Source organism: Streptomyces sp. NPDC017676, from assembly GCF_044329325.1.
GTDB lineage: Bacteria > Actinomycetota > Actinomycetes > Streptomycetales > Streptomycetaceae > Streptomyces.
The window spans coordinates 62,859-86,051 of record NZ_JBIRJA010000004.1; the positions used below are offsets into that span (position 1 = coordinate 62,859).

The following is a 23,193-nucleotide window of genomic DNA, read 5'->3' on the forward strand; positions in this document are numbered from 1 at the left end:
TCGCTGGTGACTCGCTGGCCGCCGCGATAAGCGGTTACCTGGAGCAGAGGCACTCCCCGGGCGGCGCCGCCGCCCCGAGGGACATCCAGCCGGGCAGCGCGCGGAGGACGGCGACGCCTGTACGCGTCCCCGGTTCGTGCCCGCACACGGTTACGGCGGCCCGCGGGCCGCCCCAGGCCCCGCCCCACCAACGAACGTAAGGAATTCCCCCCATGCGCGGAGCAGTGATCCACGCCCCTGGTGACGTGCGCTTCGAAACCCTGGACGACCCGAAGATCCTGGAGCCGACGGATGCCGTCATCCGTACGGCCGTCACCTGTGTGTGCGGCTCCGATCTGTGGCCCTGGCGCGGCCTGGACGAGACCGGCGAGGCGCACCCGATGGGGCACGAGTACATCGGCTTCGTCGAGGCGGTCGGCAGCGAGGTCACCGCGGTCAGGCCCGGCCAGTTCGTCGTCGGCTCGTTCGCGACCTCGGACAACACCTGTGCCAACTGCCGCAACGGATGGCAGTCCAACTGCCTGAACCGCGAGTTCATGAGCACCTGCCAGGCCGATTACGTGCGCATCCCCAACGCCCAGGGCACCCTGGTCGCCACCGACGGGGTACCGGGCGAGGAGTTCTGGCCCGGCCTGCTGGCCGTCTCCGACGTGATGGGCACCGGCTGGTACGCCGCGGAGGCCGCCGAGGTCAGGCCCGGCTCCACCGCCGTGGTCGTCGGTGACGGCGCGGTCGGGCTGTGCGCGGTGATCGCGGCGAAAGAGATGGGCGCCGAGCGGATCATCGCCATGAGCCGCCACGAGTCCCGTCAGAAGCTGGCCCGGGAGTTCGGCGCCACCGACATCGTCACCGAGCGAGGCGAGGACGGCGTCGCCCGGATCAAGGAGATGACCGACGGCATCGGTGCGGACTCGGTCCTGGAGTGCGTCGGCACGGCCGAGGCCATGCGGCAGGCCCTGCACTCGGCCCGGCCCGGCGGCAACGTCGGCTTCGTCGGCCTCCCCCACGAGGTGGCGATCGACGGCGAGGAGCTGTTCTTCTCCCACGTCGGCTTGCGCGGCGGGCCCGCCCCCGTACGCCGCTACCTGCCCGACCTGATCGACCGGGTCCTGTCGGGCCGGATCGACCCGGGCAAGGTCTTCGACCTCACCCTGCCCCTGGAGCAGGTCGCCGAGGGCTACCGGGCCATGGACGAGCGCCGCGCCATCAAGGCACTCCTCAAGCCCTGATCCCCCCACGCCACGGCCCGTCCGGGACACGCCGTCGTCCCCGCGCTCCCCGGAGCGCGGGGCCCGGCCGTGCCGCACCGGCCCAGGACGCGGACCTGCAGATCACCGGAAGCGGCATCGGCACCGTCAAGGGTCCCGCCGACTGGTTCACCGGCGACTTCCACGTCGACGCCGTCGCCGCCACGACCGACCGTCCCGGGTCACCGCCGACCTGGGCCAGCTCAAGCCCGGCGCCCGCACCCACTGGCACCGCCACCCGCTCGGCCGGACCGTCTTCGTCACCGACGGCGTCGGTCCGTGCCGGCGGCGTGGCGGACCGATCGAGGTCCTCCGGCCCGGCAACCGCGTGCTGTTCGAGGCCGACGAGGAGCACTGGCACGGCGCCGCGCCGAACCGGCTGATGGTCACCTCGCCATCCACGAGGGCGACGCCAATCACGACGTCGTGCACCGGCTGACCGCCGCCCCCGACGAGGAGTACGCCGCCGCCCCGGCCACCGACCCGAGCGGGCCGACCCGAGCTGGCCACCCCCTGGACGAGCGCGCCCGGCGCGTACTCCCGCGACCTTCGCCTGCCCCTCGGACAGGCACGCCCGGACGGGCCCCCGAACCTGCTGGCCATGCGGTGCCGTGTGCGCCCGCGGGCACCGGGGACCACGGGTCGGCACCCCGGTGTCGGCGTCAGCGGTGACGTTCCCGCGATGCCGAGAGGCCGTCGACGAACCCCTGCCCCCTCTCTCCCCACCCCTGTTCGATTGGAGTCGTGTGAGCACCCCCGTGATCCCGAGCGTGCCGCGCGAGCGGACGGCCGGCCGGGCCCTGGCCGTCGTCCTCGCGCTGCTGACCGTCTTCGGGCCGATCTCGATGGACCTCTACCTGCCGGTGCTGCCCGCGCTGACCCGTGAACTGCACGCGTCGACCTCGGCCGCGCAGCTCACGGTCACCGCCTGTCTGCTCGGCCTGGCGTTCGGCCAGGTGGTCGCCGGACCACTGTCGGACCGGTTCGGCCGGCGCCGCCCCATGCTGGCCGGCGCCGTCGCCTACATCGCCACCTCGGTGCTGTGCGCGCTGAGCCCGAGCGTCGAGTCCCTGGTCGCCGCCCGCTTCGTGCAGGGCCTGGCCGGCGCGGTGGGCATCGTGATCGCCCAGGCCGCCGGCCGCGACCTCTACTCCGGCGGCAGGCTGGTGCGCTACTACGGCCGCCTGACCGTGATCGGCGGACTGGCCGCCATCATCGGCCCGGTCGCCGGCGGCCAGCTCGCCGCCTTCACCGACTGGCGCGGCATCTTCCTCTTCCTCGCCCTGCTCGGCGCGGTGATCCTGGTGGCGTGTCTCACCGTCTTCCGTGAAACCCTGCCGCCGCGGGAGCGCACCGGTGGCGGGCTGGCCCAGAGCGGGCGCGACTTCCGCCTGCTGCTGTCCGACCGGCTCTTCCTCGGTGCCGTCCTGATCACCGGTTTCGTCAACGCCGCCCTGTTCGCCTACCTCAGCGGCGCCACCTATGTCCTGCAAGGCATCTACGGGCTCTCCCCGCAGGGCTACTCCTTCGCGTTCGGGCTGAACTCCGCCGGCTTCATGGTGTTCGGCTTCGTCGCCGGACGGCTGTCGGAGCGGTGGTCGGAGAAGGGCACCCTCGTCGTGGGCCTGGCCATGACCCTGCTCGGCGCAGCCGGGCTGCTGGTCACCGCGGCGCTGCACCTGCCGCTGGCCGCGATGGTGCTGTCCCTGCTCACCATGGTCAGCGGCGTGGCCGCCACCACCCCGCCCTCCACCTCGCTCGCCCTCGCCCACTACCCCGGGATCGCCGGCACCGCCTCCTCGCTGCTCGGCATGGCCCGCTTCGCGTTCGGCGGGCTCGCCGCCCCGCTCGTCGGACTCGGCGGCGCGGGCACCGCCCTCCCGCTCGGCCTGGTCACGCTCGCCTGCGCCGCGCTCGCCGTGATCGTCCACGCCCTCGCCGTCCGCCCCCGTACCCGGACGGCGGGGCCCACCGTCGCCGCCGGGCGGCCCGTCGACCGCGTGACGACGACCTCCTGAGCCGCCCCTCACACGCGGTACCGGTACCGGTCCGTGCCGCGCAGCCAAGGAAAGGACACAGAGCATGCAGTACGCGCACCTGGGACGCAGCGGGCTGAAGGTCAGCCGTCTCGCGCTGGGCACGATGAACTTCGGGGACGTCACGGACGAGGCCGAGAGCTTCAGGATCATGGACGCCGCACTGGAGGCCGGCATCAACCTGATCGACACAGCCGACGTCTACGGCGGGCCCCAGTCGCCGGACATGGAACAGGGCTACGGACTGTCCGAGGAGATCATCGGCCGCTGGCTCGCCCAGGGCGGCGGCCGCCGGGAGCGGATCGTGCTGGCGACCAAGGTGTACCAGCCGATGGGCACCGGCCCCAACGACAAGTACCTGTCCGCCCACAAGATCCGCAAGGCCGCCGAGGACAGCCTGCGGCGGCTGAAGACCGACCACATCGACCTCTACCAGATGCACCACGTCGACCGGTCCACCCCGTGGGAGGAGATCTGGCAGGCGATGGAGCAGCTGGTGCGCGAGGGCAAGGTGACCTACGTCGGCAGCAGCAACTTCGCCGGCTGGCAGATCGCGACCGCGCAGAACGCCGCCGCGTCCCGCCACTTCCTCGGCCTGGTCTCCGAGCAGAGCCTGTACAACCTGACCGCCCGCACCATCGAACTCGAAGTGGTTCCGGCCCTGCGTCACTACGGCATCGGCCTCATCCCGTGGAGCCCCCTGGGCGGGGGCCTGCTCGGCGGGGTGCTGAAGAAGATCGAAGGCGGCCGCCGCATGGCGCCGCGGACGCAGGCGGCCGTCGAGCGGCACCGGCCCCGGCTGGAGGCGTACGAGGCACTGTGCGACGAGATCGGCGAACAGCCCGCCGACGTGGCCCTGGCCTGGCTCCTGCACAACCCCGTCCTCACCGCCACGATCGTCGGCCCCCGCACCGCGCGGCAGCTCGCCTCCAGCCGGCGCGCCCTGGACGTCACCCTGTCCGAGGACACGCTCCGCAGGCTGGACGACATCTGGCCCGGCCCCGGAGGCGAGGCCCCCGAGGCATACGCCTGGTAGCCGGTCGGATCACCTCCTTGTGGGCTGAGGCGCAGCGGGGGTGGTCCCGCCCAGGGGCCGGCAGACCTGTTCGCTACTTTTCCTCGTGTCTCGGGTGCACGAGTTGGTGTGCGAGGTGACTCGGGGGCCCGGCGATGTCGTCGGTCTCGGGAAGCGGGAAGAGGAGCTCTTCAAGTGCCGGTGTGATGAAGAGGAACGCGATCATCAGGACGGGCACGAGCAGGGCAATCAGGATCACAGCACCTCCCGCAGGTCGGTCTGTGGCACCTGGTTGGGCCGCTCTCAGGATGCGCCCGAACGGCGTAACGCGCATGTCGTCCCGCCGCGGGGCTACGACGTGCGGTTTCTCGCCGACGTGCGATTTCTCGCCGGCGCGCGGGCTCGGGGGCTCGCGGACGTGGACGTCCCTGTGCGAGCACATGGGGCGGGGCGGCTCCGCCGGTGTCCGGAGCCGCCCCTCACCGTTCCTGCCCCAGGTCAGGGAGCCACGGCGCGGCCGGTCTGCGGGGAGATGCGGCCGGCGCACAGCCCCTTGCTCGCCAGTGTCTGGGCGATGCGCGGGATGGCCGCCAGGGTGTTGGCCGGCCACTCGTGCATGAGGATGATCTGGCCGTTGGTCAGCCGGGACACCGCCTGCACGATCGCGTCGGTGCTCGCGCCGTTCCAGTCCTGTGAGTCGACGTCCCAGATGATCTGCCGCAGTCCGTACTTGGCCTCCACCGCCTGGACGGTGGCGTTGGTCTCGCCGTACGGCGGGCGGAACAGTTGCGGCGTCCCGCCGCCGGCCGCGGCGATGGCCTGCTGGGTGCGGGAGATCTCGGAGTCGATCTGCGCCTGGCTCTGCTGGGTGAGATGGGGGTGGGTGTAGCTGTGGTTGCCGATCCACATCCCGGCGTTGGCCTCGGCCCGGACCTGGGCCGGGTAGGCGGCCGCGAACTGGCCCTCGTTGAACATCGTGGCCCGCAGGCCGTTCTGCCTCAGGGCGTTGAGCAGGGCGGGGGTGTGGTCGTTGGACGGGCCGTCGTCGAAGGTGAGCCCGACGTACCCGGAACAGGTGGCGGCGTGCGCCGGGGCGGCGTCGGTGACGGCGGTGACCGTGCCGGCCACGGCGGTCGCCGCGAGGGCCAGTCCGGTCAGCAGGGGGCGGGGTGCGGCACGCATGCGGGTGGGTCCTCCTCGGGTGGGCGGCGTGACCGCCGTGGGGGGTCGGTGGGACGGAGGGGGCAGGGTCAGCCGCTCACCGTGAGGTTGGAGGAGCCGCTGCTCTGGTAGCCCTCGGTGGCGAGGATCATGTAGTAGTTGAAGCTGCCGAGCCGCATGCCGTAGCGGGCCCAGGCGTCGAAGTGGTTGCCGGTGGTGATGGTGCCGCCGGTCCTCTTGGACTGCCGGACGCTCCAGTACTGGTTGAAGGTCTTGGTGCCTTCCACGGAGGGGGCGTTGTACCGCGTCGTCTGGTAGACGTCGTACGTGCCGCCGTCGCTGGTGACCGTGCCCTTGTACGTTCCGGTGGGCCGGTAGGTGCCCCAGTTGTCGACGATGTAGTACTCGACGAGCGGGTTCGAGGTCCATCCGTACAGTGCCAGGTAGGCGTTGCCGGACGGGTTGAAGCTGCCCGAGTACTGCACGTTCCTGCGCCCGCCGTTGCTCCAGCCCTTGCCGGCGACGAAGTTCCCGCAGTTCGTCCACGAGGTGCTGTAGTTGCCACCGGAGTTCAGGGTCATCGAGACCGAACCGCCGCCGTCGGTCCAGAACGAGTAGTAGAACCCGTTGTTGGTGCCGGTCTGGTTGGTGGTGATGACCGTGGCGGCCTGGGCGGTGTCGGGCAGCAGCAGCCCGGACGCGGACGTGGCCAGCGCGAGCGCGCCGGCACGGTTGATGAAGCCCCTGCGGCTCATCGGGCGGGTGAGGGCGTGCTCCATGTCCATGGTTCCTCCTGGATGAGGTGGGTTGTCATGTTCGCGCCATACGCCATGGCCGGGCCGTCCCCGCGGGAGGGAGGGCTCGATTGCTGGAGAGTATGGGGCGGCTTCGAAAGGGCGGTCAATGCGTCGGTTTCCGAAACATCATCGAAACTTGACGGGCAACTACGGGGCGAGCAGCCGATAGTTTCGAACCCACTTGGGGGATTGGCTGAAATGACTGTCGGCACGGTGGTTGACGCGGAATTGACGTCTGTTTAGCGTGACGCAACGCTCGTCAGGCAATGCGAAACTTTCGATTCCCACAGGAGTGCCCGTGAACCTGCCCCGCTCCCTCGCGGCCGCCGCCTCGGCCTGCTGCCTGACCCTGCTCCCCCTCGCCGCGGCGAGCCCGGCAAGCGCCTCCGGCGGCAGTGCCGTACCGGACCGTCCGCTGCGGCAGCTCGCCGCCGACGACCACCTGCGGATCGGCACCGCCGTCGACACGTCCGCGCTCACCGACGACCCCGCCTACCGCCGGCTCGCGGGCTCCGAGTTCTCCACCGTCACCCCGGAGAACGTGATGAAGTGGGAGGCGATCGAGCCCCGCCAGGGGGAGTACGACTACGCGGCCGCCGACCGCCTGGTCGACTTCGCCCGCAAGCACGGACAGAAGGTGCGCGGCCATGTCCTGGTCTGGCACAACCAGTTGCCGTCCTGGCTCACCTCCGGCGACTTCAGCGCCGACCAGCTGCGCGAGATCCTGCACCGTCACATCACCGACACCGTGCGGCACTTCAAGGGCAGGGTCTGGCAGTGGGACGTGGTGAACGAGGCGTTCAACGAGGACGGCACCCTGCGCGACAGCATCTGGCTGCGCGAGCTCGGTCCCGGGTACATCGCCGACGCCTTCCGCTGGGCCCACGAGGCCGACCCGCACGCCCTGCTCTTCTACAACGACTACAACACCGAATGGACTGGCCCGAAGAGCGACGCCGTCTACGATCTGGTCCGCCGCCTGCGCGCAGAGGGCGTTCCCGTCGACGGGGTCGGCTTCCAGGGACACCTCGGCATCCAGTACGGCCTGCCCACCGGCATGGCGGCCAACTTCGCCCGCTTCGACAGGCTCGGACTGGCCACCGCCGTGACGGAGGCTGACGTGCGCATGCCACTGCCGGCGGACGCGGGCAAGCTCGCCACGCAGGCCGAGGGCTACCGCCTCCTGCTCGACGCCTGCCTGCGCACGCGCCACTGCATCTCGTTCACCGTCTGGGGCTTCACCGACAAGTACTCCTGGGTCCCCGGGACGTTCCCCGGCGAGGGTGCCGCGAACCTGTACGACGAGGACTACCGCCCGAAGCCGGCGTACCGCACGCTCCAGTCGGAACTGGCCGGCCGGGCGCGGACCGGGGGTGTCGAGTAGTACGCGCCCTTCTGCCGTACTGCTCCGGCCCGATACGCGGACGACGCGCTGCCGGCCGTGCCCGGCGCCGTGTGCCGGGCTGACCGGACCCCGGATAGACGTAGCCGCGCGTGCCGTAGCGGGTGGCGACGGCCCGGGACTGTTCTTCAGGCGGTGGAAGCCGGGCGGCCGCCCGCCCGCCTTGTGGGCCTTTGCGCGGGCGGGCGGCCTCGCTGTCGGTCTGCTCCGGGATGGTGTGGCGATTCCCCGCCCTCCCAGGTGCTCGTGGAGGGGACCGTTGCTGTAGGCCGCCCCTGATCCCTACTCAGTGACGAAGGGTGCGTGTCCGACCGGGACCTCGCTCATCTGAAGGTCCGAGAAGAGCAAGGTCAGGTTGTGCGCGTTGGTTTCAATGCGTACCTCGTGGATGTCGATCCCGAGGGCTTTCGACCAGCGGCGGGTCGCCTCGGACTCAGGAAGGAGCACTGACGTCTCCCACTGGGCCTCAACGCAGTGCCGGAAGAGATACCGCAGGTGGAGCGGCGCGATGCCGATACGGGGATCAGCCGTCGTGTGGACGATGACCTCGTAGTCGCGCATGTAGTCGGTGTATCCATGATGCACAACAGCGTGATCGAAGGCCTCGTCCAGCATCTGCTCAAGTACGGCGGTGTCCATGCGGCCCTTCTATCTCAGAGATCACCCGGACAAGTCCTGCTACTCCAACCGTAGTTGTGCAGGTGCGGGACCGGGCGTGATGGCGGCGTCGCCAGTCGGACCAGCGGAGCGGGTGTGCGGCTGTGTGGATGCGCTGGGTGACTGGCGTGGTGGCGTGAAGACAGAAGATCCCTCCTGGGCCGGCCCACCAGCGCGATTACGGTCTGTGGGCGAAGTGAGGCCCGGTCCAGCCGGTTGCGGCCACTACCTCGCGCGCGATGTCTACGACGAGCCGTCCGTCCGTCGCCACTCGCACGGTCTCTGCGGGGGCCAGCTGGTCCAGGAGCCGCGCCTTGCGGACGCTTCCTTCCAACTCGTGCTCCAGCTCTGAGCCGAGTTCTCGTCCCACCAGTCGCTCGCGGGCGGTGGCGTCCGAGGCGGTGAGCAGGACTCGTGTGATCCCCACTCCATCCCCCATGGCACGCTCGAACACGCCCGTCGCCTCGGGCAGCACGCTCATGGTGTTCGTGTAGATCAGGCGTCGGTAGCCGAGCTGGGCGAAGTTCGCCCACACCGCGGTCAGATTCCTCTCGGTGATCTCCGCGCGGTGAGGGTCTCCCTCTGGTGCCGGATGCACCTGCCCCATGAAGTCACCATCGATGATCGCGTGAGCGACCGCCTCGGAGCGCAGCAGCGCCGAAACCTCCCACCCCACCGTCGTCTTGCCGACACCGGCTCGTCCTCCGATGAGCAGTACTTCTGAGTGCTCCATGGGGGCAGCGTGCCAGCGGGCGACCACCTCACGCGATCCCATATTGCCGCCCAGAGCTCAGATTGCCGCCCAGAGCTCAGATCTACGTCACGTTTACGGCCGGCTGCAGCAACTGGACTCCAAGCTCGGACAGTTCGGAACCACCGCCGAAGCAGTTCCCCGCAGGCACCCCTTGGACCACACCACAAGGAGAAACCAGTGTCATACCCACAACTGCCCACCCCCGAGGAGAAGCTCGCCGACGCGAAGAAGCTGTTGAGCCTCCCGCGTATCGTCGTGATCTGCGGCTCCACCCGCTTCATGACCCAGATGAACGAGGCCGATCTGCGGGAGACCGCAGCCGGAAAGATTGTCGTCAAACCGGGTTGTGACCTGAAGTCGCCGCACGAACTCTGGTCCGATCCTGTCCAGGCCGAGGCGCTGAAGGTTCGACTCGACGATCTGCACCGGGCGAAGATCCGGCTCGCTGATGAGGTGCTCGTAGTCGGGGACTACATCGGAGACAGCACCCGAGCCGAAATCGCCTACGCCCGCTCGCTGGGCAAGCCCGTGCGGTTCACCCACCCCGTAGTCGACCCTGACGCCTGACCGCCCGCTGCCACCTCGACAACCAGGGCCGGCAGCCCGCCGCCTGACCGTCTCGCGGTGGCTTCGGCCGTCGCCTACCCCAAAGCCTCCGCGGGTGTCCTGGCCGACCGCGCGGAACCGGGCACGGGCGTCGATCCACCCGGGACCCGGGCGGAGGCGCCGGTCGCCCGGTACGGTGTGGAGCGCGGCGCAAGTGCCGTATCGTCCGGCGGTGTTCGCGGGCCTTCCCCGTCGTGCGGGCGTGCACCGTAGCAACTGGCCGGCACCTAGCCGCCAAGGTGAGCGTGCAGGGGCCGAAGGGCACGGCGATGAGACCACGGGGCTGTCCGGGGCTGCGCCCGCACCCGGGGCGAGTCGGCCATCGCTCCCTGGTGCGGCGCGGCATGCTTCCCCCCTCCCCCCGAGATCTGCCATTCGCACCTCCCGCCATGGTGCCCGGAACCGGCGCCCCCGCCGCACCCCGCCCGCCTCAGCCACCCGCAGGCGGTGCCGTGCTCTGGCGGATCACCAAATGGGTGGCCAGTTCGATGCGCAGGGCCGCCTTCTTGGTGTTCTTCGGCCGCAGCAGCATCCGCGCGGCCTCCTCGGCCATGCGCTGGAGAGGCTGTTGCACGGTGGTCAGCGGGGGGCTCGACCAGCGGGCCGGTGGTACGTCGTCGTAGCCGACCACCGACAGGTCCCCGGGGACGCTCAGGCCGAGGACCCGGGCCGCCTCCAGGACGCCGAGCGCCTGGAGGTCGCTCCCGGCAAAAATCGCCGTAGGGCGGTCGGGGCGCCGCAGCAGGTCCATGGCGTGTTCGAAGCCGCCCTGGACGTGGAAGTCGCCGAACCGTATCAGCCCGGGGTCCGCTTCGTGACCGGCCATCGCCATCGCGGAGCGGTATCCGTCCAGCCGGGCGAGTGAGCACATCAGGTCCTCGGGGCCGGTGATGATGGCGACGCGTTCGTGTCCCTGGTCGGTGAGATGGCGGGTGGCGGCGACTCCACCGGCCCAGTTGGCCGAGCCCACCGACGGGACGTCGGGGTCGGGGTCACCCGCCGGGTCCACGATGACGAACGGAATGGCCCTGGACCGCAGTTGGCGCTTCACGTCCTCCGGCACGGTGGAGAAGACCAGCAGCACGCCGAGGGGCCGACGCCGCAGCACGCCCCCGATCCACTCGGGACCGGGGGCCTGCCGGGTGCCGCTCTCGGTGAGCGCGACGGTCGCGTCGTTCTGCTTGGCGACGTTCTCCACCCCGCGGATGAGTTCCATCGCCCAGACGCTCTCCAGCTCGTGGAAGACGATCTCGATGAGCGGGGCCTGTGGCTGTCCGGGGGTCCGCCGGCGGTAGCCGTGGGCCTCCAGCAGCCGTTCGACCTTGGCGCGGGTCGCGTGGGACACATCCGAACGACCGTTGAGGACCTTCGAAACTGTCGGCAGCGAGACGCCGGCCTCTCGCGCCACGGCTGCCAAGGTGACTCTCCGACCGACCTGGGCTTCTTCGGGCATGGCCGCAGCATAAGCCACGGCGCCGGATAACGGTTTGGCCGCGTAGGTGCACGACCGTTGACCATTTCTTCCCTCCGCTCCTACTGTCCAGCGCATGACTTTCGGGTCTAGAGCCGAAACTTTCGGAAGGCGGATGATCATGCGTACACGGATGCCCCGGGTGCTCGCCTGCGGTGCGACGCTCGCGCTGGCGGCGAGTCTCGCCGCTTGCGGGAACGGCAGCGGCGGGGGTTCCTCGAACGACGGCAAGATCCATGTGCTGGTGTACGGGGACGCCAGCAACAAGGTCGAGAAGCAGATCGTCGAGACCTTCAACAAGACGTCGAAGGTCAAGGCCGTCCTCGACACCATCCCCGGTGCCGACTACCAGCAGAAGCTGCAGACGATCATCAACACGCCCCAGGCGCCGGACGTCTTCTTCAACTGGGGCGGCGGCAGCATCCAGCCGTTCGTCAAGGCCGGGCTGCTGATGCCGCTGGACGACTTCGTCAAGAAGGACCCGAACCTCGACGACAAGTTCCTGCCCAGCGTCTACAACAGCGCGGTCGTCGACGGAAAGCCGTACGGCATCCCCATGCGCGGCACGCAGCCGGTGCTGCTGTTCAGCAACAAGAACGTCCTCGACAAGGCGGGCGTGAAGCAGCCCCAGACGTGGGACCAGCTGCTCGACGCCGTCAAGAAGCTCAAGTCCGCGGGCGTCACCCCCATCGCCCTCGGCGGCGGCGACCAGTGGCCGACGCTGATGTGGTTCGAGTACGTCTACGACCGTGTGGCGGGCCCGGAGCTGTTCCAGAAGGCCCTGAGCGGCGACAAGGACGCCTGGGCGAGCGCTGACAGCAAGAAGGCGCTCGGCATGCTCAAGGAGCTGGTCGACACCGGCGCCTTCGGCAAGAACTACGACTCGGTGAAGTACACCAACGGCGCCTCGCCCGCGCTGGTGGCCCAGGGCAAGGCCGGCTTCGAGCTCATGGGGTCCTGGTACTACGCGCAGCAGCAGCAGGACGCGAAGGACTTCGCCGTCAAGGGGCTCGGCTACAGCACGTTCCCGACGATCCCCGGTGGCAAGGGTGACCCGACCGACGTCGTCGGCAACACCAACAACTTCTACTCGGTGCTGAAGAAGACCAAGCACCCCGAGGCCGTCGCCGAGTTCCTGAAGCTCATGTACTCCGACGAGTTCGTCAAGGCCCAGATGGCCATCGGCAACCTGCCCACCACCACCAACACCCAGAAGTTCCTGGACACCTCCGCCAGCCCCGAGTACTCCCGCTTCCAGTACGACCTCGTCGCCAAGGCCAAGTCCTTCCAGCTCTCCTGGGACCAGGCCTTCCCGCCGTCGGCCATGACGCCGATCCACCAGGCCGTCCAGCAGTTCTTCAACGGACAGCTCGACACGGACGGCTTCATCAAGGCCATGCAGGCCCTCCCGACCGAATGAACCGCTCATGACCACACAGCTCACGAGCGCTCCGCCCTCCGCCGTGCCTTCCAGGAAGGCCCGGCGGCGGCCGGAGGACTCCTACTCCGCACGCGGCACGCGCCCCGGCTTCGGCTGGGCGCTGCCCGCCACCCTGTTCTTCGCCCTCTTCGCCCTCGCACCGCTGATCATGGTGGCGGTGCTGTCCTTCATGAGCTGGAACGGCCTGGGGTCACCGCAGTTCGTCGGGACGGACAACTGGGAGCGCATCCTCGACGACCCCGTCATGATCAAGAGCATCTGGCTCACCCTGCTGCTCACCGCCCTGGGGGTGGTCATCCAGACCCCGCTGAGCATCGTGCTCGGCGTCTGGGCCGCCGGACACCAGCGCAACCGCGCCGTCCTCTCGGCGATCTACTTCATCCCGCTGCTGCTGTCCTCCACCGCGGTGTCGGTGCTCTGGCGGGCGCTGCTCGACCCGAACTTCGGCATCCCCGCGCGCATGACCTGGCTGTTCGGGGACGGCAACCTGTTCGGTGAACAGGCCTCGGCCATCGGGGTCCTGGCCTTCGTCAGCACCTGGCAGTTCACGCCGTTCCACACGCTGATCTACCAGGGCGCCGCCCGCGCGATCCCACCGGTGCTGTACCAGGCGGCGGAGATCGACGGCGCGGGACGCTACCGCCAGTTCTTCCACATCACCCTGCCGCAGCTGCGCAACTCGATCGTCACCTCGATGATCCTGATGATCGTCGGCGGGCTCACCACGTTCGAGACCGTGCTCATCCTGACCCAGGGCGGACCGGGCACCGACACCACGATCAGCGCCTACTACATGTACCAGAAGGCGTTCAAGGGCTTCGACTTCGGCGCCGGTTCGGCCATCGCGCTGTGCCTGGTCGTCGCCGCCACGGTGGTCTCGCTGATCGTCGTCCGCGTCTCCGGCTACGACAAGATGCGCAGCGACATGGAGGGGGTGTCATGAGGCGCCGCCCCAACTACCTCGCCGGAGCGGGCTCGATCGTCTGGCTCGTGCTGGTGGGTCTGCCGCTGTACGTGATGCTCGCCGCGACCCTGCGCACCCGGCAGGACTACGCGAAGAAGGGCCCGCTGTCCTTCCCCGGCGACTTCACCCTCGACAACTACACCGGGGCGTTCGACTCGGGCTTCGGGCAGTACTTCCTCAACACCATCATCGTCACCGTCTGTGTCGTCGCCGTGGTGCTGCTGCTCGTACCGCCCCTGGCCTACGCGATCGTACGCAGCCGCAGCCGTGTCACCTCGCAGATCTTCCGGCTGTTCCTGCTGGGCCTCGCCATCCCCGCCCAGGCCGTCATCGTGCCGATGTTCTACCTGATCAGCGAGGCGGGTCTGTACGACAACCTCCTCGGGGTCATCCTGCCCACGGCCGCGTTCTGCCTGCCGATGTCCGCGCTGATCCTCAGCGGCTCCATGCGTGACATCTCGCCGGAGCTGTTCGAGGCCATGACGGTGGACGGAGCGACCCCGCGCCGGATGTTCTTCCAGCTCGTGGTGCCGCTCTCGCGCGGCGGTCTGTCCACGATCGTGGTGTTCTCCGCGCTCCAGGCCTGGAACGGCTTCCTGTTCCCGCTCGTCCTGACCCAGTCCGACTCGACCAAGGTCATCACCCTGGGTCTGTACAACTTCCAGACGGAGCACGGGATCGACATCCCCGGCCTGCTGGGAGCCGTGACGCTGTCCATGGTGCCCGTCCTGCTCGTCTACCTGTTCGCCCGCCGCGCCCTCGTCCAGGGCCTGATGGGCATGGGAGGAAAGTGACCACCAACGTGGCCGTAGAGACCACCCCCGAGATCCCCCTCTGGAACGACCCGACCCAGGACATCGGCACCCGCGTGTCCGCGCTGATCGACGCGATGACCGTCGAGGAGAAGATCGCCCAGCTGTACGGCGTGTGGGTCGGCGCGTCCGACGAGGGCGGCGAAGTCGCCCCGCACCAGCACGACATGGAGGAGGCCGTCGACCTCGACGCGCTCCTGCCGGCCGGGCTCGGCCAGCTGACCCGTCCCTTCGGCACGGCGCCCGTCGACCCCGCGCTCGGCGCGCTCTCCCTGCTGCGCACCCAGACCCGGATCGCCGCCGCGAACCGCTTCGGCATCCCCGCCCTGGCCCACGAGGAGTGCCTGGCCGGGTTCGCCACCTGGGGCGCCACCGCCTACCCCGTCCCGCTGTCCTGGGGCGCCACCTTCGACCCCGCCCTCATCCGCCGGATGGCCGCCGCGATCGGCCGTGACATGCGGTCCGTCGGCGTCCACCAGGGCCTCGCGCCCGTCCTGGACGTGGTGCGGGACGCCCGCTGGGGCCGCGTCGAGGAGACCATCGGAGAGGACCCCTACCTCGTCGGCAGCATCGGCACCGCCTACGTCCAGGGGTTGCAGTCCGCCGGTGTCGTCGCCACCCTGAAGCACTTCGCCGGCTACTCCGCCTCCCGCGCCGGGCGCAATCTCGCCCCCGTCGGGATGGGCCCGCGCGAGCGGGCGGACGTCCTGCTGCCCCCCTTCGAGATGGCGGTGCGCGAAGGCGCCGCCGACTCCGTCATGCACGCCTACACCGACACCGACGGGATGCCCTCGGCGGCCGACGAGGACCTGCTCACCGGTCTGCTCCGGGACACCTGGGGCTTCGAGGGCACGGTCGTCGCCGACTACTTCGGCATCGCCTTCCTCAGCACCCTGCACGGTGTCGCCGGCGACTGGGCGGACGCGGCGGGCACGGCCCTGCGCGCGGGCGTCGACGTGGAGCTGCCCACCGTAAAGACGTTCGGCGCGCCCCTCGCCGAAGCCGTCGCCGCCGGCCGGGTGCCGGAGGCGCTGATCGACCGCGCGCTGCGCCGGGTGCTCCTGCAGAAGGCCCGGCTCGGCCTGCTCGACGCGGACTGGACCCCGGTCCCGGCCGCCCTCGGCGGAGCGGACCTGGACGACCCCGACGCCCTGCGCGGCACGGTCGACCTGGACACCCCGGAGAACCGCGAACTGGCCCGCACCGTGGCCGAGGAAGCGGTCGTCCTGCTGCGCAACGACGGCACCCTGCCCCTCGGCCGGCCGCGCCGCATCGCCCTGATCGGCCCCAACGCGACCGAGGCCACGGCCGTACTGGGCTGCTACTCCTTCCCCCAGCACGTCGGCGTGCACCACCCCGAGACCCCGCCCGGCATCGACCTGCCCTCCCTGGAGGACGCCCTGCGGGGCGAGTTCCCCGACGCGGAGTTCACCGTCGTACGCGGCACCGGCGTGGACGACGGCGACATCAGCGGCATCGCCGAGGCCGTCGAGACCGCGCGCCGGGCCGACGTCGTCGTCGCGGCGCTCGGCGACCGCGCGGGCCTCTTCGGCCGCGGCACCAGCGGCGAGGGCTGCGACGCCGAGTCCCTGGCCCTGCCCGGTGCCCAGCAGCGGCTGCTCGACGCGCTGCTCGACACCGGCACACCCGTGGTGACGGTCCTGCTGGCCGGCCGGCCCTACGCCCTCGGCCGCGCCGTGGACGAGGCCGCCGCCCTCGTGCAGTCCTTCTTCCCCGGGGTGGAGGGCACCACGGCCATCGCCGGCGTGCTCAGCGGCCGGACCAACCCGTCCGGACGGCTGCCCGTCAGCGTGCCGCGCGGTACCGGCGGCCAGCCCGCCGGCTATCTCGGCGCCCGGCTCGCCCAGGCCAGCGACGTGTCCAACATCGATCCCACGGCGGCCTTCGCGTTCGGACACGGCCTGTCGTACACGTCCTTCGAGTGGGGCGAGCTGACGGTCGACCGGCCGGAGACGGACACGAGCGGCGCGTTCTCCCTCGCCCTGACCGTGCGCAACGCGGGGGAGCGGGAGGGCACCGAAGTCGTCCAGCTCTACCTGCACGACCCGGTCGCCTCGGTCGTCCAGCCGGTGCAGCGCCTCGTCGGCTACGCCCGGGTCCCGCTCGCCCCGGGCGAGGCCCGCCGGCTGCGGGTCACCGTGCCGGCCGACCTGGCCTCCTTCACCGGCCGCGACGGGCGCCGGGTGGTCGAACCGGGCGAGCTGGAGCTGCGGCTGGCGGCGTCCAGCAGCGACGCCCGGCTGACGGCGACGGTCACCCTGACCGGGCCCGCACGCCAGGTGGACCACACCCGCCGGTTCCACGCGCGCTTCGAGCAGGAGCCGGCGCACCCTGCCGTGTGACCCACCCCCGCCCCGTGGCCCGCTTCCCGAACCGACGGGGAACGGGCCACGGCGCGGTCAGCCCCGCTCCACAGTGACGGTCACCGGGCCGCCCGGGTCGGCCGTCACCCAGGCCCGGCCGGCCGTCCGGCGTACGACGGTCGCGCCGCCGTCGGCCGTGATCCGCCAGGCACCCGGCGGCAGGGACAGCTCCGTCACCCGGGATCCGTGCGGCGCCGCGCGGTAGACCAGATGGAACCGCCCCGTCCCGGCGTCGTACGCGGCGGAGCGGACCGTGCCCGCCACGGCCTCCGCGTACGGCTCGGCGGTCAGCTCCTTGTGGGGGCGGAAGGCGCCGGTGCCGTCCACCGCGCAGTACCCGCCGCCGTAGCACCACACATAGCCCGCCCAGCCGGACGTGTAGCGGCCCAGGGAGGCCATCGCGTCCCGGTAGAAGCGGCCCATGCGCGGCAGCGAGCTGTCCGGCGGACCCCACTCACCGACCACCACCGGGACCCGGTACCGCTTCGGGTACGCGGTGACCGCCCGCTCGTACGCCTCGATCCAGCCGGCCCCGGGGTCGTAGTCGGCGCCCGCCTCCATGGTCGCGCTGTAGAAGTGCGGCGCGTACACGACCCGGGGATCGTGGACACGGCCGAGGCCGGTCGGTACGCCCTCGCCCACGATCGGGGTCGGCTCCACGAACAGCCAGGCGTCCCGGTCGGCCGAACGGACGGCGCCGGCGAGACGGTCGTACATCGGCGTCAGCTGCTCGCGTTCGATGCGGCGCGCGGCCGTCGGCAGGTCCTCCCCGGGCTGCGGCTCACCCATCGGCTCGTTGATCAGGTCGTAGCCGAGCACGGCCGGGTGGCCGGCGAAACGGGCGGCGAGCGCGCGCCACATCCCGGCCTGGGCGCGCCGCAGGTCCTCGTCCTCGTAGAGATGGGTGAAGGCCCGCTGCACGGCGGGTTCGAAGTACTCGGCGAACCAGTCGTCCGGGTGCGCGGTGAACGGCAGTCCGTCGGCGCGGGTGGCCCACTCGGGTATGCCGCGATGGCCGAAGGCGGGTCCGAAGACGTCCTGGTGGGCGTCGATGACGACCTTCACGTCATGGCGGTGGGCCCAGTCCAGGATGCGCTCGATCTTCTCCAGGTAACCGCGGCTGTAGTGCCCCGGTGCGGGCTCCAGGTCGTCCCAGAAGACCAGCAGCCGGGCGAAGTCGAAGCCCCGGGACCGCAGGTCGCGCAGATGGCGTTCGGTGACGGCGGTCAGGGCCTCCTCGCCCCGGTGCGCCTTGTCCTCGATGTTCCAGCCGCGCAGGGTGAGCACCCGCCCTTGCCGGTCGGTGAGCCGGGGGACGTCCCGCCCGGTCTCCTCGGCGTGGGCGGTGGCGGGGGTCAGGAGGGCGGCGAGGACCGCGCCCGCCGTCAGCATCGCTCGCAGCACGGGAAACCTCCGGGAAGCCGGCGTCGAGTTCCTTGACTTCGTGCGCACTTCAAGCTGAACACTCCCGTGCTACCAGTCATGCACGGGGAGGACCAGCATGAAGTACCGCGCCATCGGCACCGATCCGGCCACCCGCCGGGAGGTGAGCGTGCTCGCGCTCGGCGCGATGCTGTTCGGGTCGCGCACCGACGAGAAGACCTCCTTCGCCGTCCTCGACCGCTATGCCGAGGCCGGCGGGACCTTCATCGACACCTCCGACAACTACGCCTTCTGGGAGGACGGCGGCCGGGGCGGGCAGAGCGAGGAACTGCTCGGGCGGTGGCGGCGCAGCCGGGGCATCGGCGACGAGATCGTCATCGCCACCAAGCTCGGCGCCCGGCCCCTCGCCCCCGGCACCGGTTACACCGACAACGCCGAGGGACTGTCCGCCAAGGTCATCCGCGAGTCGGCGGAACGCAGCAGGATGGGGGTACCGCCCGCGCGAGCGTAGCCGAGCGTGGGGGAGGCTGGGCGTGGAGCGGCTGGACCTGCTCTACGCGCACATAGAGGACCCCGACGTGCCGCTCGCGGAGACCGTCGAGGGCTTCGCCGCGCTCGTCGCCGAGGGCACCGTCGGCCTGCTCGGCGTCAGCAACCACGCCGTGTGGCGGGTGGAACGGGCTCGCGCCCTCGCGGCGGCGGGACTGCCGGGGTACGAGGTGCTCCAGTACCAGCACGGTCATCTACGCCCGCGCACGGACGTGCCGAGCGAGCTGTTCCCGGACGGCAGCCTCGGCGGCGCGGACGCCCAGCTCCTGAACTACCTCCGGGCGGAGCCGCAGTTGACCCTGGTCGCCTACTCACCACTGCTGACCGGTGCCTACACCCGCGCCGACAAGCCGCTGCCGCCGGACTACGACCACCCCGGCACCCCGGCCCGGCTCGCGGTGCTGCGCGAGGTGGCCCGGGAGACCGGGGCGACCGTCAACCAGGTCGTGCTCGCCTGGCAGCTGGGCGGAGAGCTGCCCGTGGTCCCGCTCGTCGGCGCCTCCTCGGTGGCCCAGCTCGACGAGAGTCTCGCCGCCGTCGACCTGGAACTCACCGGGGAACAGCGCGCCCGGCTGGACGCGGCTCACTGAGCCGCGCAGCCTACTGGCCGTGTGGTTCGCGGACGACGGCCACGTCTCCGGGTGCGACGGTGACCGTGCCGGTCGTCTCCTTGCCGGTCAGCAGCTCGAACGCGCCCTGGGCGACCGGGACTTCGGCGCCCTGGCCGGTGTGGTCGATGACGAACAGGTAGTCCGCCTCCGGGCCGCGCCGGCGGACCACCTCCACCCCGGGCGGAGCGGTCCGCACCGGCGCCACGCCCGCCTCCTCGCGGACGCGGTCCAGCAGCGCGGCCAGCGTGACCGGGTCCGGCAGCGTGGCCAGGTACCAGGCGGAGCCGGTGCCGTGTGCCAGCCGGGTCACCGCCGGCACCCCCGCCAGCGGTCCGTCGGCGTACGAGGCGACCGCCTCGGCACCCGTGAGCCGCAGCCGCTCCGACCACAGAGAGCCTGTCGCCCCGTCCGGCACGGCACCGGTCAGCGCGACCGGCTCCCCGGGCAGCAGCGGGAACGGCTCGTCGGAGCGGACGCCCAGCACCTCCCGGAACGCTCCGGGGTAACCGTCCAGCCGGGCATGGCAGTTCTCGTCCACCGCGCCGCTGTGAAAGCCGACCGCCAGGGTGCCGCCGGCCTCGGCGTACGCCGTGAGGTTCGCCGCGCCCGCCTCGTCGACCAGGTACAGGTTCGGGGCCAGCACCAGCCGGTAGCCGGTCAGGTCCGCGTCCGGCCGGACGAAGTCCACGGCCACGCCCGACCGCCACAGCGGCTCGTACCAGGCCCGGACCAGGTCCAGGTAGCACAGCTCGCCGCTCGGCTGGGAGGGGAGCTCCAGGGCCCAGCGGGCGTTCCAGTCCCAGACGATCGCGACCTCGGCGGTGCCGGTGCTGCCGCGCACCTCGGCCAGCGCCTTCAGGTCGGCGCCGAGCCGGACCACGTCCCGCCAGATCCGGCTGTCCGTCCCGGCGTGCGGCACCATCGCCGAGTGCCACTGCTCGGCACCCGCCTTCGACTGCCGCCACTGGAAGTAGGCGATGCCGTCCGCGCCGTGCGCCACGTGGGCGAGCGCGTCCCGGCGCAACTGGCCAGGGTTCTTGGCCCGGTTGACGGGCTGCCAGTTCACCGCGCCGGTCGAGTGCTCCATCAGCAGCCACGGTCCGTCGGCGAGCGAGCGCGTCAGATCGCCGCTGAGGGCGATGTCGATCTGCGGCTCGGGGTCGGTGGACCGCAGGTAGTGGTCGTTGGAGACGATGTCCAGCTCGGGGGCCCAGCGCCAGTAGTCCAGGGCGTCGAAGCTGAAGTTCACCATGAAGTTGGTGGTGGCCGGGATCGCGGGCGCCGCCGCCCGGAGCACGTCCCGTTCCGCCGTGTACAGCGACAGCAGTTCGTCGGAGCAGAACCGCCGCCAGTCCAGCTGGTGCGTCGGGTTGGACACGGCGCCGGTGGCGCGCGGCGGCAGGACCTCCTCCCAGTCGTAGTACCACTGGGACCAGAACGCGGTGCCCCAGGCGTGGTTGAGGGCCGCCAGGTCGTCGCCGTAGCGGTCGCGCAGCCAGCGCCGGAAGGCCGCCGCGCTGGTGTCGCAGTAGCAGGCAGCGTTGTGGCAGCCGTACTCGTTGTGCACGTGCCACATCCGGACGGCCGGGTGGTCCGCGTACCGCTCGGCGAGCGCGCCCGTGATGCGCAGCGCGGCCTGCCGGTAGGCGGGGCTGGACGGGCAGAACGTCTGGCGGCTGCCGTAGGAGAGGGTACGGCCGTCCCGGTCGGTCGGCAGGGCCTCGGGGTGGGCCCGGAAGAACCAGGCCGGTGGCGCCGCCGTGGGCGTGGCGAGGTCGGCGGCGATGCCGTTCTCGTGCAGCAGGTCCACGATCTTGTCCAGGCGCGAGAAGTCGTACACGCCCTCGGACGGCTCCAGCAGCGCCCAGGAGAAGATGCCGACGCTGACCAGGTTCACCCCGGCCTCGCGCATCAGACGCATGTCCTCGGCCCACACCTCCTCGGGCCACTGCTCGGGGTTGTAGTCGCCGCCGTAGGCGATACCGGGGACGGACAGGGTGCGCTTCACGGTGGTCTCTTTCGGGTGCGGGCGCCTCAGCCCTTGTTGGAGCCCAGGGTCAGGCCGCTGACGAACTGGCGCTGGAGCACGAAGTACACGACCAGCGTGGGGATCGCGGTCAGCAGCGCGCCGGCGGCGACCAGGTTGGGGTCGGTGAAGTACTGCCCGGAGAGGTTGTTCAGCGCCGAGGTGATCGGCATGTTCTCGCCGGTGGAGATCAGTACGAGGGCCCAGAAGAAGTCGTTGTAGATCCAGATGGACAGCAGGGTCGCCAGGGCCGCCATCGCCGGCTTGCACAGCGGCAGCGTGATCTGCCAGTACAGCCGCCACACCGATGCGCCGTCGACCAGCGCGGCCTCGGTCAGCTCGTGCGGCAGCGAGCGCATGTAGTTGCTCAGCACGAAGGCGCAGAAGCCGGACTGGAACGCCACGTGGATCAGGACCAGGCCCAGCGCGGAGTCGTACAGCTTGCCGCTCGCGGTGATGCCCGGCAGGTCGGTGAGCAGGTACAGCCGGTACAGCGGGGTGATGATGACCTGTTGCGGCAGCAGGTTGCCCGCGGTGAAGACGAGCAGCAGCGCCAGGTTGAGCCGGAAGTCGAAGCGGCTGACGTAGAAGGCGACCATCGACGACAGGAACAGCGTCAGCAGCACGGCCGGCACCGCGATGATCAGCGTGTTGCCGAAGTAGTGCAGCATGTCCGACTGCTGGAACGCGTGTCTGAAGTTGTCGAAGTTCAGCGTGTCCGGCCAGGAGACGTATCCCTTGGCGCTGGTCTCGCTGTACGGGCGCAGGGCCGAGAAGACCGCCCAGAGCAGGGGCGCCAGCCAGGCGAGGGCGGTGCCCGCGAGGAAGACGTGCAGCAGGATCCGGGCCGGCCGGACGGGGGTACGCCGCTTTCCCAGGGCGCTGGCGGTGCTCATGCGCGCCGCTCCTTCCGGAAGGTGGCGATCAGGTACGGGATGATGACGGCGAGGGAGATCACCAGCAGGACGACGGCGATGGCGGAGCCGTATCCGATGCGGCTGGACTCGCCGATGATGTTGTTGGTGACCAGGATCGACAGCAACTCGGTGCCCTGGGCGCCCTTGTTGAAGACGAAGACCAGGTCGAAGGCGCGCAGTGCCTCGATGATGGTGACGACGAGGACGACCGTGTTGGTCGGGCGCAGGGTCGGGAAGATGACGTTCTTGAACGTCTGCCACTCGTTGGCGCCGTCCAGCGCGGACGCCTCCCTGAGCGACGGGTCGACGCTCTTCAGGCCGGCCAGGTAGAGGATCATCATGTAGCCGGCGTGCCGCCAGGACGCGGCGATCAGGACGGCCCACAGGTTGAGGTCGGGATCGCCGATCCAGTCGATGTAGTGGCCGGGCTTGTTGGCGCCGATGATGCTGTTGATCAGGCCGGTGTCCGGGTTGTAGACGAGCTGCCAGACGAAGCCGATGCACGCCATCGAGATGACGACGGGCAGGAAGTACGCGGTCTGGTAGACGCGGCTGAACCGGATCCGCTTGTCGAGCTGGACCGCGAGGAACAGGCCGAACGGCGTCGGGATCAGGATCAGTGCGACGAACCAGATGACGTTGTGCTGGACGGCCGGCCAGAACTGCGGGTTGTCGGTGAAGAGTTGCTTGAAGTTGTCCAGGCCGACCCACTTGATCGAGTCGAACCCGATGCCGTCCCAGGTGGTGAAGGCCAGGAAGATCGAGGCGAGGGCGGTGACCCAGACGAGGATCACGTGCAGGACCGTGGGCACGCCCGCCATGAGGGCGAGCGTGATCCGGTCACGGCGGGTCAGCAGGCGAGCGTGTCCCTGCGGGACCCGCTTCTTCGCGGGCGCGGCCCCCGGAGCCGGCACGGCCGCCGGCTCCGGGGTCTTCGTCGTCGTGTCGGTGGTCATCGGG

The 23,193-nt window shown here is 70.6% G+C and carries 19 protein-coding genes and 2 pseudogenes; 11 read left to right on the plus strand and 10 right to left on the minus strand.

The window, feature by feature from the left end; genetic code table 11:
* The first annotated feature begins 212 nt into the window (after nt 1–212).
* The 4 genes from ACH4LD_RS10375 to ACH4LD_RS10390 all read left to right on the plus strand — a co-directional run bounded on the left by ACH4LD_RS10375 (nt 213) and on the right by ACH4LD_RS10390 (nt 4,319).
* Nucleotides 213–1,229, plus strand: a complete 1,017-nt coding sequence (locus ACH4LD_RS10375; RefSeq protein ID WP_132789055.1) for a zinc-dependent alcohol dehydrogenase family protein — start codon at nt 213–215, stop codon at nt 1,227–1,229.
* A 211-nt stretch (nt 1,230–1,440) separates the two neighbouring features.
* Nucleotides 1,441–1,686, plus strand: a complete 246-nt coding sequence (locus ACH4LD_RS10380; RefSeq protein ID WP_398054126.1) for a cupin domain-containing protein — start codon at nt 1,441–1,443, stop codon at nt 1,684–1,686.
* Between the two features lie 307 nt (nt 1,687–1,993).
* Nucleotides 1,994–3,265: a multidrug effflux MFS transporter gene (locus tag ACH4LD_RS10385; RefSeq protein ID WP_398053822.1), complete on the plus strand. Its 1,272-nt coding sequence runs from the start codon at nt 1,994–1,996 to the stop codon at nt 3,263–3,265.
* A gap of 64 nt (nt 3,266–3,329) precedes the next feature.
* Nucleotides 3,330–4,319, plus strand: coding sequence for an aldo/keto reductase (locus ACH4LD_RS10390; protein WP_398053823.1), 990 nt, complete (start codon nt 3,330–3,332; stop codon nt 4,317–4,319).
* A 73-nt stretch (nt 4,320–4,392) separates the two neighbouring features.
* Here ACH4LD_RS10390 and ACH4LD_RS10395 read toward each other — a convergent pair whose 3' ends face one another.
* From ACH4LD_RS10395 to ACH4LD_RS10405, 3 genes and pseudogenes are all read right to left on the minus strand, one after another.
* Entirely contained in the window at nt 4,393–4,557 is a 165-nt protein-coding gene (locus ACH4LD_RS10395; RefSeq protein WP_398053824.1) for a hypothetical protein, read from the minus strand.
* A gap of 242 nt (nt 4,558–4,799) precedes the next feature.
* Nucleotides 4,800–5,480 (minus strand): annotated as a pseudogene (locus ACH4LD_RS10400) (polysaccharide deacetylase family protein); the annotation flags it as partial.
* A 68-nt stretch (nt 5,481–5,548) separates the two neighbouring features.
* Nucleotides 5,549–6,244 (minus strand): glycoside hydrolase family 11 protein, encoded by a 696-nt coding sequence (locus tag ACH4LD_RS10405; RefSeq protein WP_398053825.1) that lies wholly within the window; start codon nt 6,242–6,244, stop codon nt 5,549–5,551.
* A 310-nt stretch (nt 6,245–6,554) separates the two neighbouring features.
* Between ACH4LD_RS10405 and ACH4LD_RS10410 the strand changes: the two genes are divergently transcribed.
* A complete protein-coding gene (locus ACH4LD_RS10410; protein ID WP_398053826.1) occupies nt 6,555–7,640 on the plus strand; it encodes an endo-1,4-beta-xylanase in 1,086 nt (361 codons plus the stop codon).
* 300 nt (nt 7,641–7,940) lie between these two features.
* Here the strand turns inward: ACH4LD_RS10410 and ACH4LD_RS10415 are convergent, their stop codons facing one another.
* A complete protein-coding gene (locus ACH4LD_RS10415; protein WP_398053827.1) occupies nt 7,941–8,297 on the minus strand; it encodes a hypothetical protein in 357 nt (118 codons plus the stop codon).
* Between the two features lie 196 nt (nt 8,298–8,493).
* Nucleotides 8,494–9,048 carry a hypothetical protein gene (locus tag ACH4LD_RS10420; RefSeq protein WP_398053828.1) on the minus strand — a complete coding sequence of 185 codons (555 nt, stop codon included), beginning with the start codon at nt 9,046–9,048 and terminating at the stop codon, nt 8,494–8,496.
* Nucleotides 9,049–9,246: 198 nt separating this feature from the next.
* On the opposite strand from ACH4LD_RS10420, the gene ACH4LD_RS10425 reads away from it, so the two are divergent.
* On the plus strand, nt 9,247–9,636 hold the full coding sequence (locus tag ACH4LD_RS10425) for a hypothetical protein (RefSeq protein WP_398053829.1): 390 nt from the start codon (nt 9,247–9,249) through the stop codon (nt 9,634–9,636).
* Nucleotides 9,637–10,105: 469 nt separating this feature from the next.
* On the opposite strand, the gene ACH4LD_RS10430 is transcribed toward ACH4LD_RS10425, so the two are convergent.
* Nucleotides 10,106–11,128 (minus strand): LacI family DNA-binding transcriptional regulator, encoded by a 1,023-nt coding sequence (locus ACH4LD_RS10430; RefSeq protein ID WP_132789048.1) that lies wholly within the window; start codon nt 11,126–11,128, stop codon nt 10,106–10,108.
* A gap of 133 nt (nt 11,129–11,261) precedes the next feature.
* On the opposite strand from ACH4LD_RS10430, the gene ACH4LD_RS10435 reads away from it, so the two are divergent.
* The 4 genes from ACH4LD_RS10435 to ACH4LD_RS10450 are packed head-to-tail and all read left to right on the plus strand — an operon-like array spanning nt 11,262 to nt 16,726.
* Nucleotides 11,262–12,566 (plus strand): ABC transporter substrate-binding protein, encoded by a 1,305-nt coding sequence (locus ACH4LD_RS10435; RefSeq protein ID WP_398053830.1) that lies wholly within the window; start codon nt 11,262–11,264, stop codon nt 12,564–12,566.
* 7 nt (nt 12,567–12,573) lie between these two features.
* Nucleotides 12,574–13,530: a carbohydrate ABC transporter permease gene (locus ACH4LD_RS10440; protein ID WP_132789046.1), complete on the plus strand. Its 957-nt coding sequence runs from the start codon at nt 12,574–12,576 to the stop codon at nt 13,528–13,530.
* Nucleotides 13,527–14,345, plus strand: coding sequence for a carbohydrate ABC transporter permease (locus ACH4LD_RS10445; RefSeq protein ID WP_132789045.1), 819 nt, complete (start codon nt 13,527–13,529; stop codon nt 14,343–14,345). Before ACH4LD_RS10440 ends, ACH4LD_RS10445 begins: the two co-directional genes overlap by 4 nt.
* Nucleotides 14,342–16,726 (plus strand): glycoside hydrolase family 3 N-terminal domain-containing protein, encoded by a 2,385-nt coding sequence (locus ACH4LD_RS10450; protein ID WP_398053831.1) that lies wholly within the window; start codon nt 14,342–14,344, stop codon nt 16,724–16,726. The genes ACH4LD_RS10445 and ACH4LD_RS10450 overlap by 4 nt, the downstream gene beginning before the upstream one ends.
* 57 nt (nt 16,727–16,783) lie before the next feature.
* Here ACH4LD_RS10450 and ACH4LD_RS10455 read toward each other — a convergent pair whose 3' ends face one another.
* Nucleotides 16,784–18,151, minus strand: a complete 1,368-nt coding sequence (locus ACH4LD_RS10455) for a cellulase family glycosylhydrolase (protein ID WP_398053832.1) — start codon at nt 18,149–18,151, stop codon at nt 16,784–16,786.
* 97 nt (nt 18,152–18,248) lie between these two features.
* Between ACH4LD_RS10455 and ACH4LD_RS10460 the strand changes: the two are divergent.
* Nucleotides 18,249–19,269 (plus strand): annotated as a pseudogene (locus ACH4LD_RS10460) (aldo/keto reductase).
* Nucleotides 19,270–19,279: 10 nt separating this feature from the next.
* On the opposite strand, the gene ACH4LD_RS10465 reads toward ACH4LD_RS10460, so the two are convergent.
* The 3 genes from ACH4LD_RS10465 to ACH4LD_RS10475 are packed head-to-tail and all read right to left on the minus strand — an operon-like array spanning nt 19,280 to nt 23,189.
* Nucleotides 19,280–21,298: a beta-galactosidase gene (locus ACH4LD_RS10465; protein ID WP_398053833.1), complete on the minus strand. Its 2,019-nt coding sequence runs from the start codon at nt 21,296–21,298 to the stop codon at nt 19,280–19,282.
* A 26-nt stretch (nt 21,299–21,324) separates the two neighbouring features.
* Complete coding sequence (locus ACH4LD_RS10470; protein ID WP_398053834.1) at nt 21,325–22,212, minus strand: carbohydrate ABC transporter permease; 888 nt, start codon at nt 22,210–22,212, stop codon at nt 21,325–21,327.
* Entirely contained in the window at nt 22,209–23,189 is a 981-nt protein-coding gene (locus ACH4LD_RS10475; protein ID WP_132789039.1) for a carbohydrate ABC transporter permease, read from the minus strand. Before ACH4LD_RS10475 ends, ACH4LD_RS10470 begins: the two co-directional genes overlap by 4 nt.
* Between the last annotated feature and the right edge of the window lie 4 nt (nt 23,190–23,193).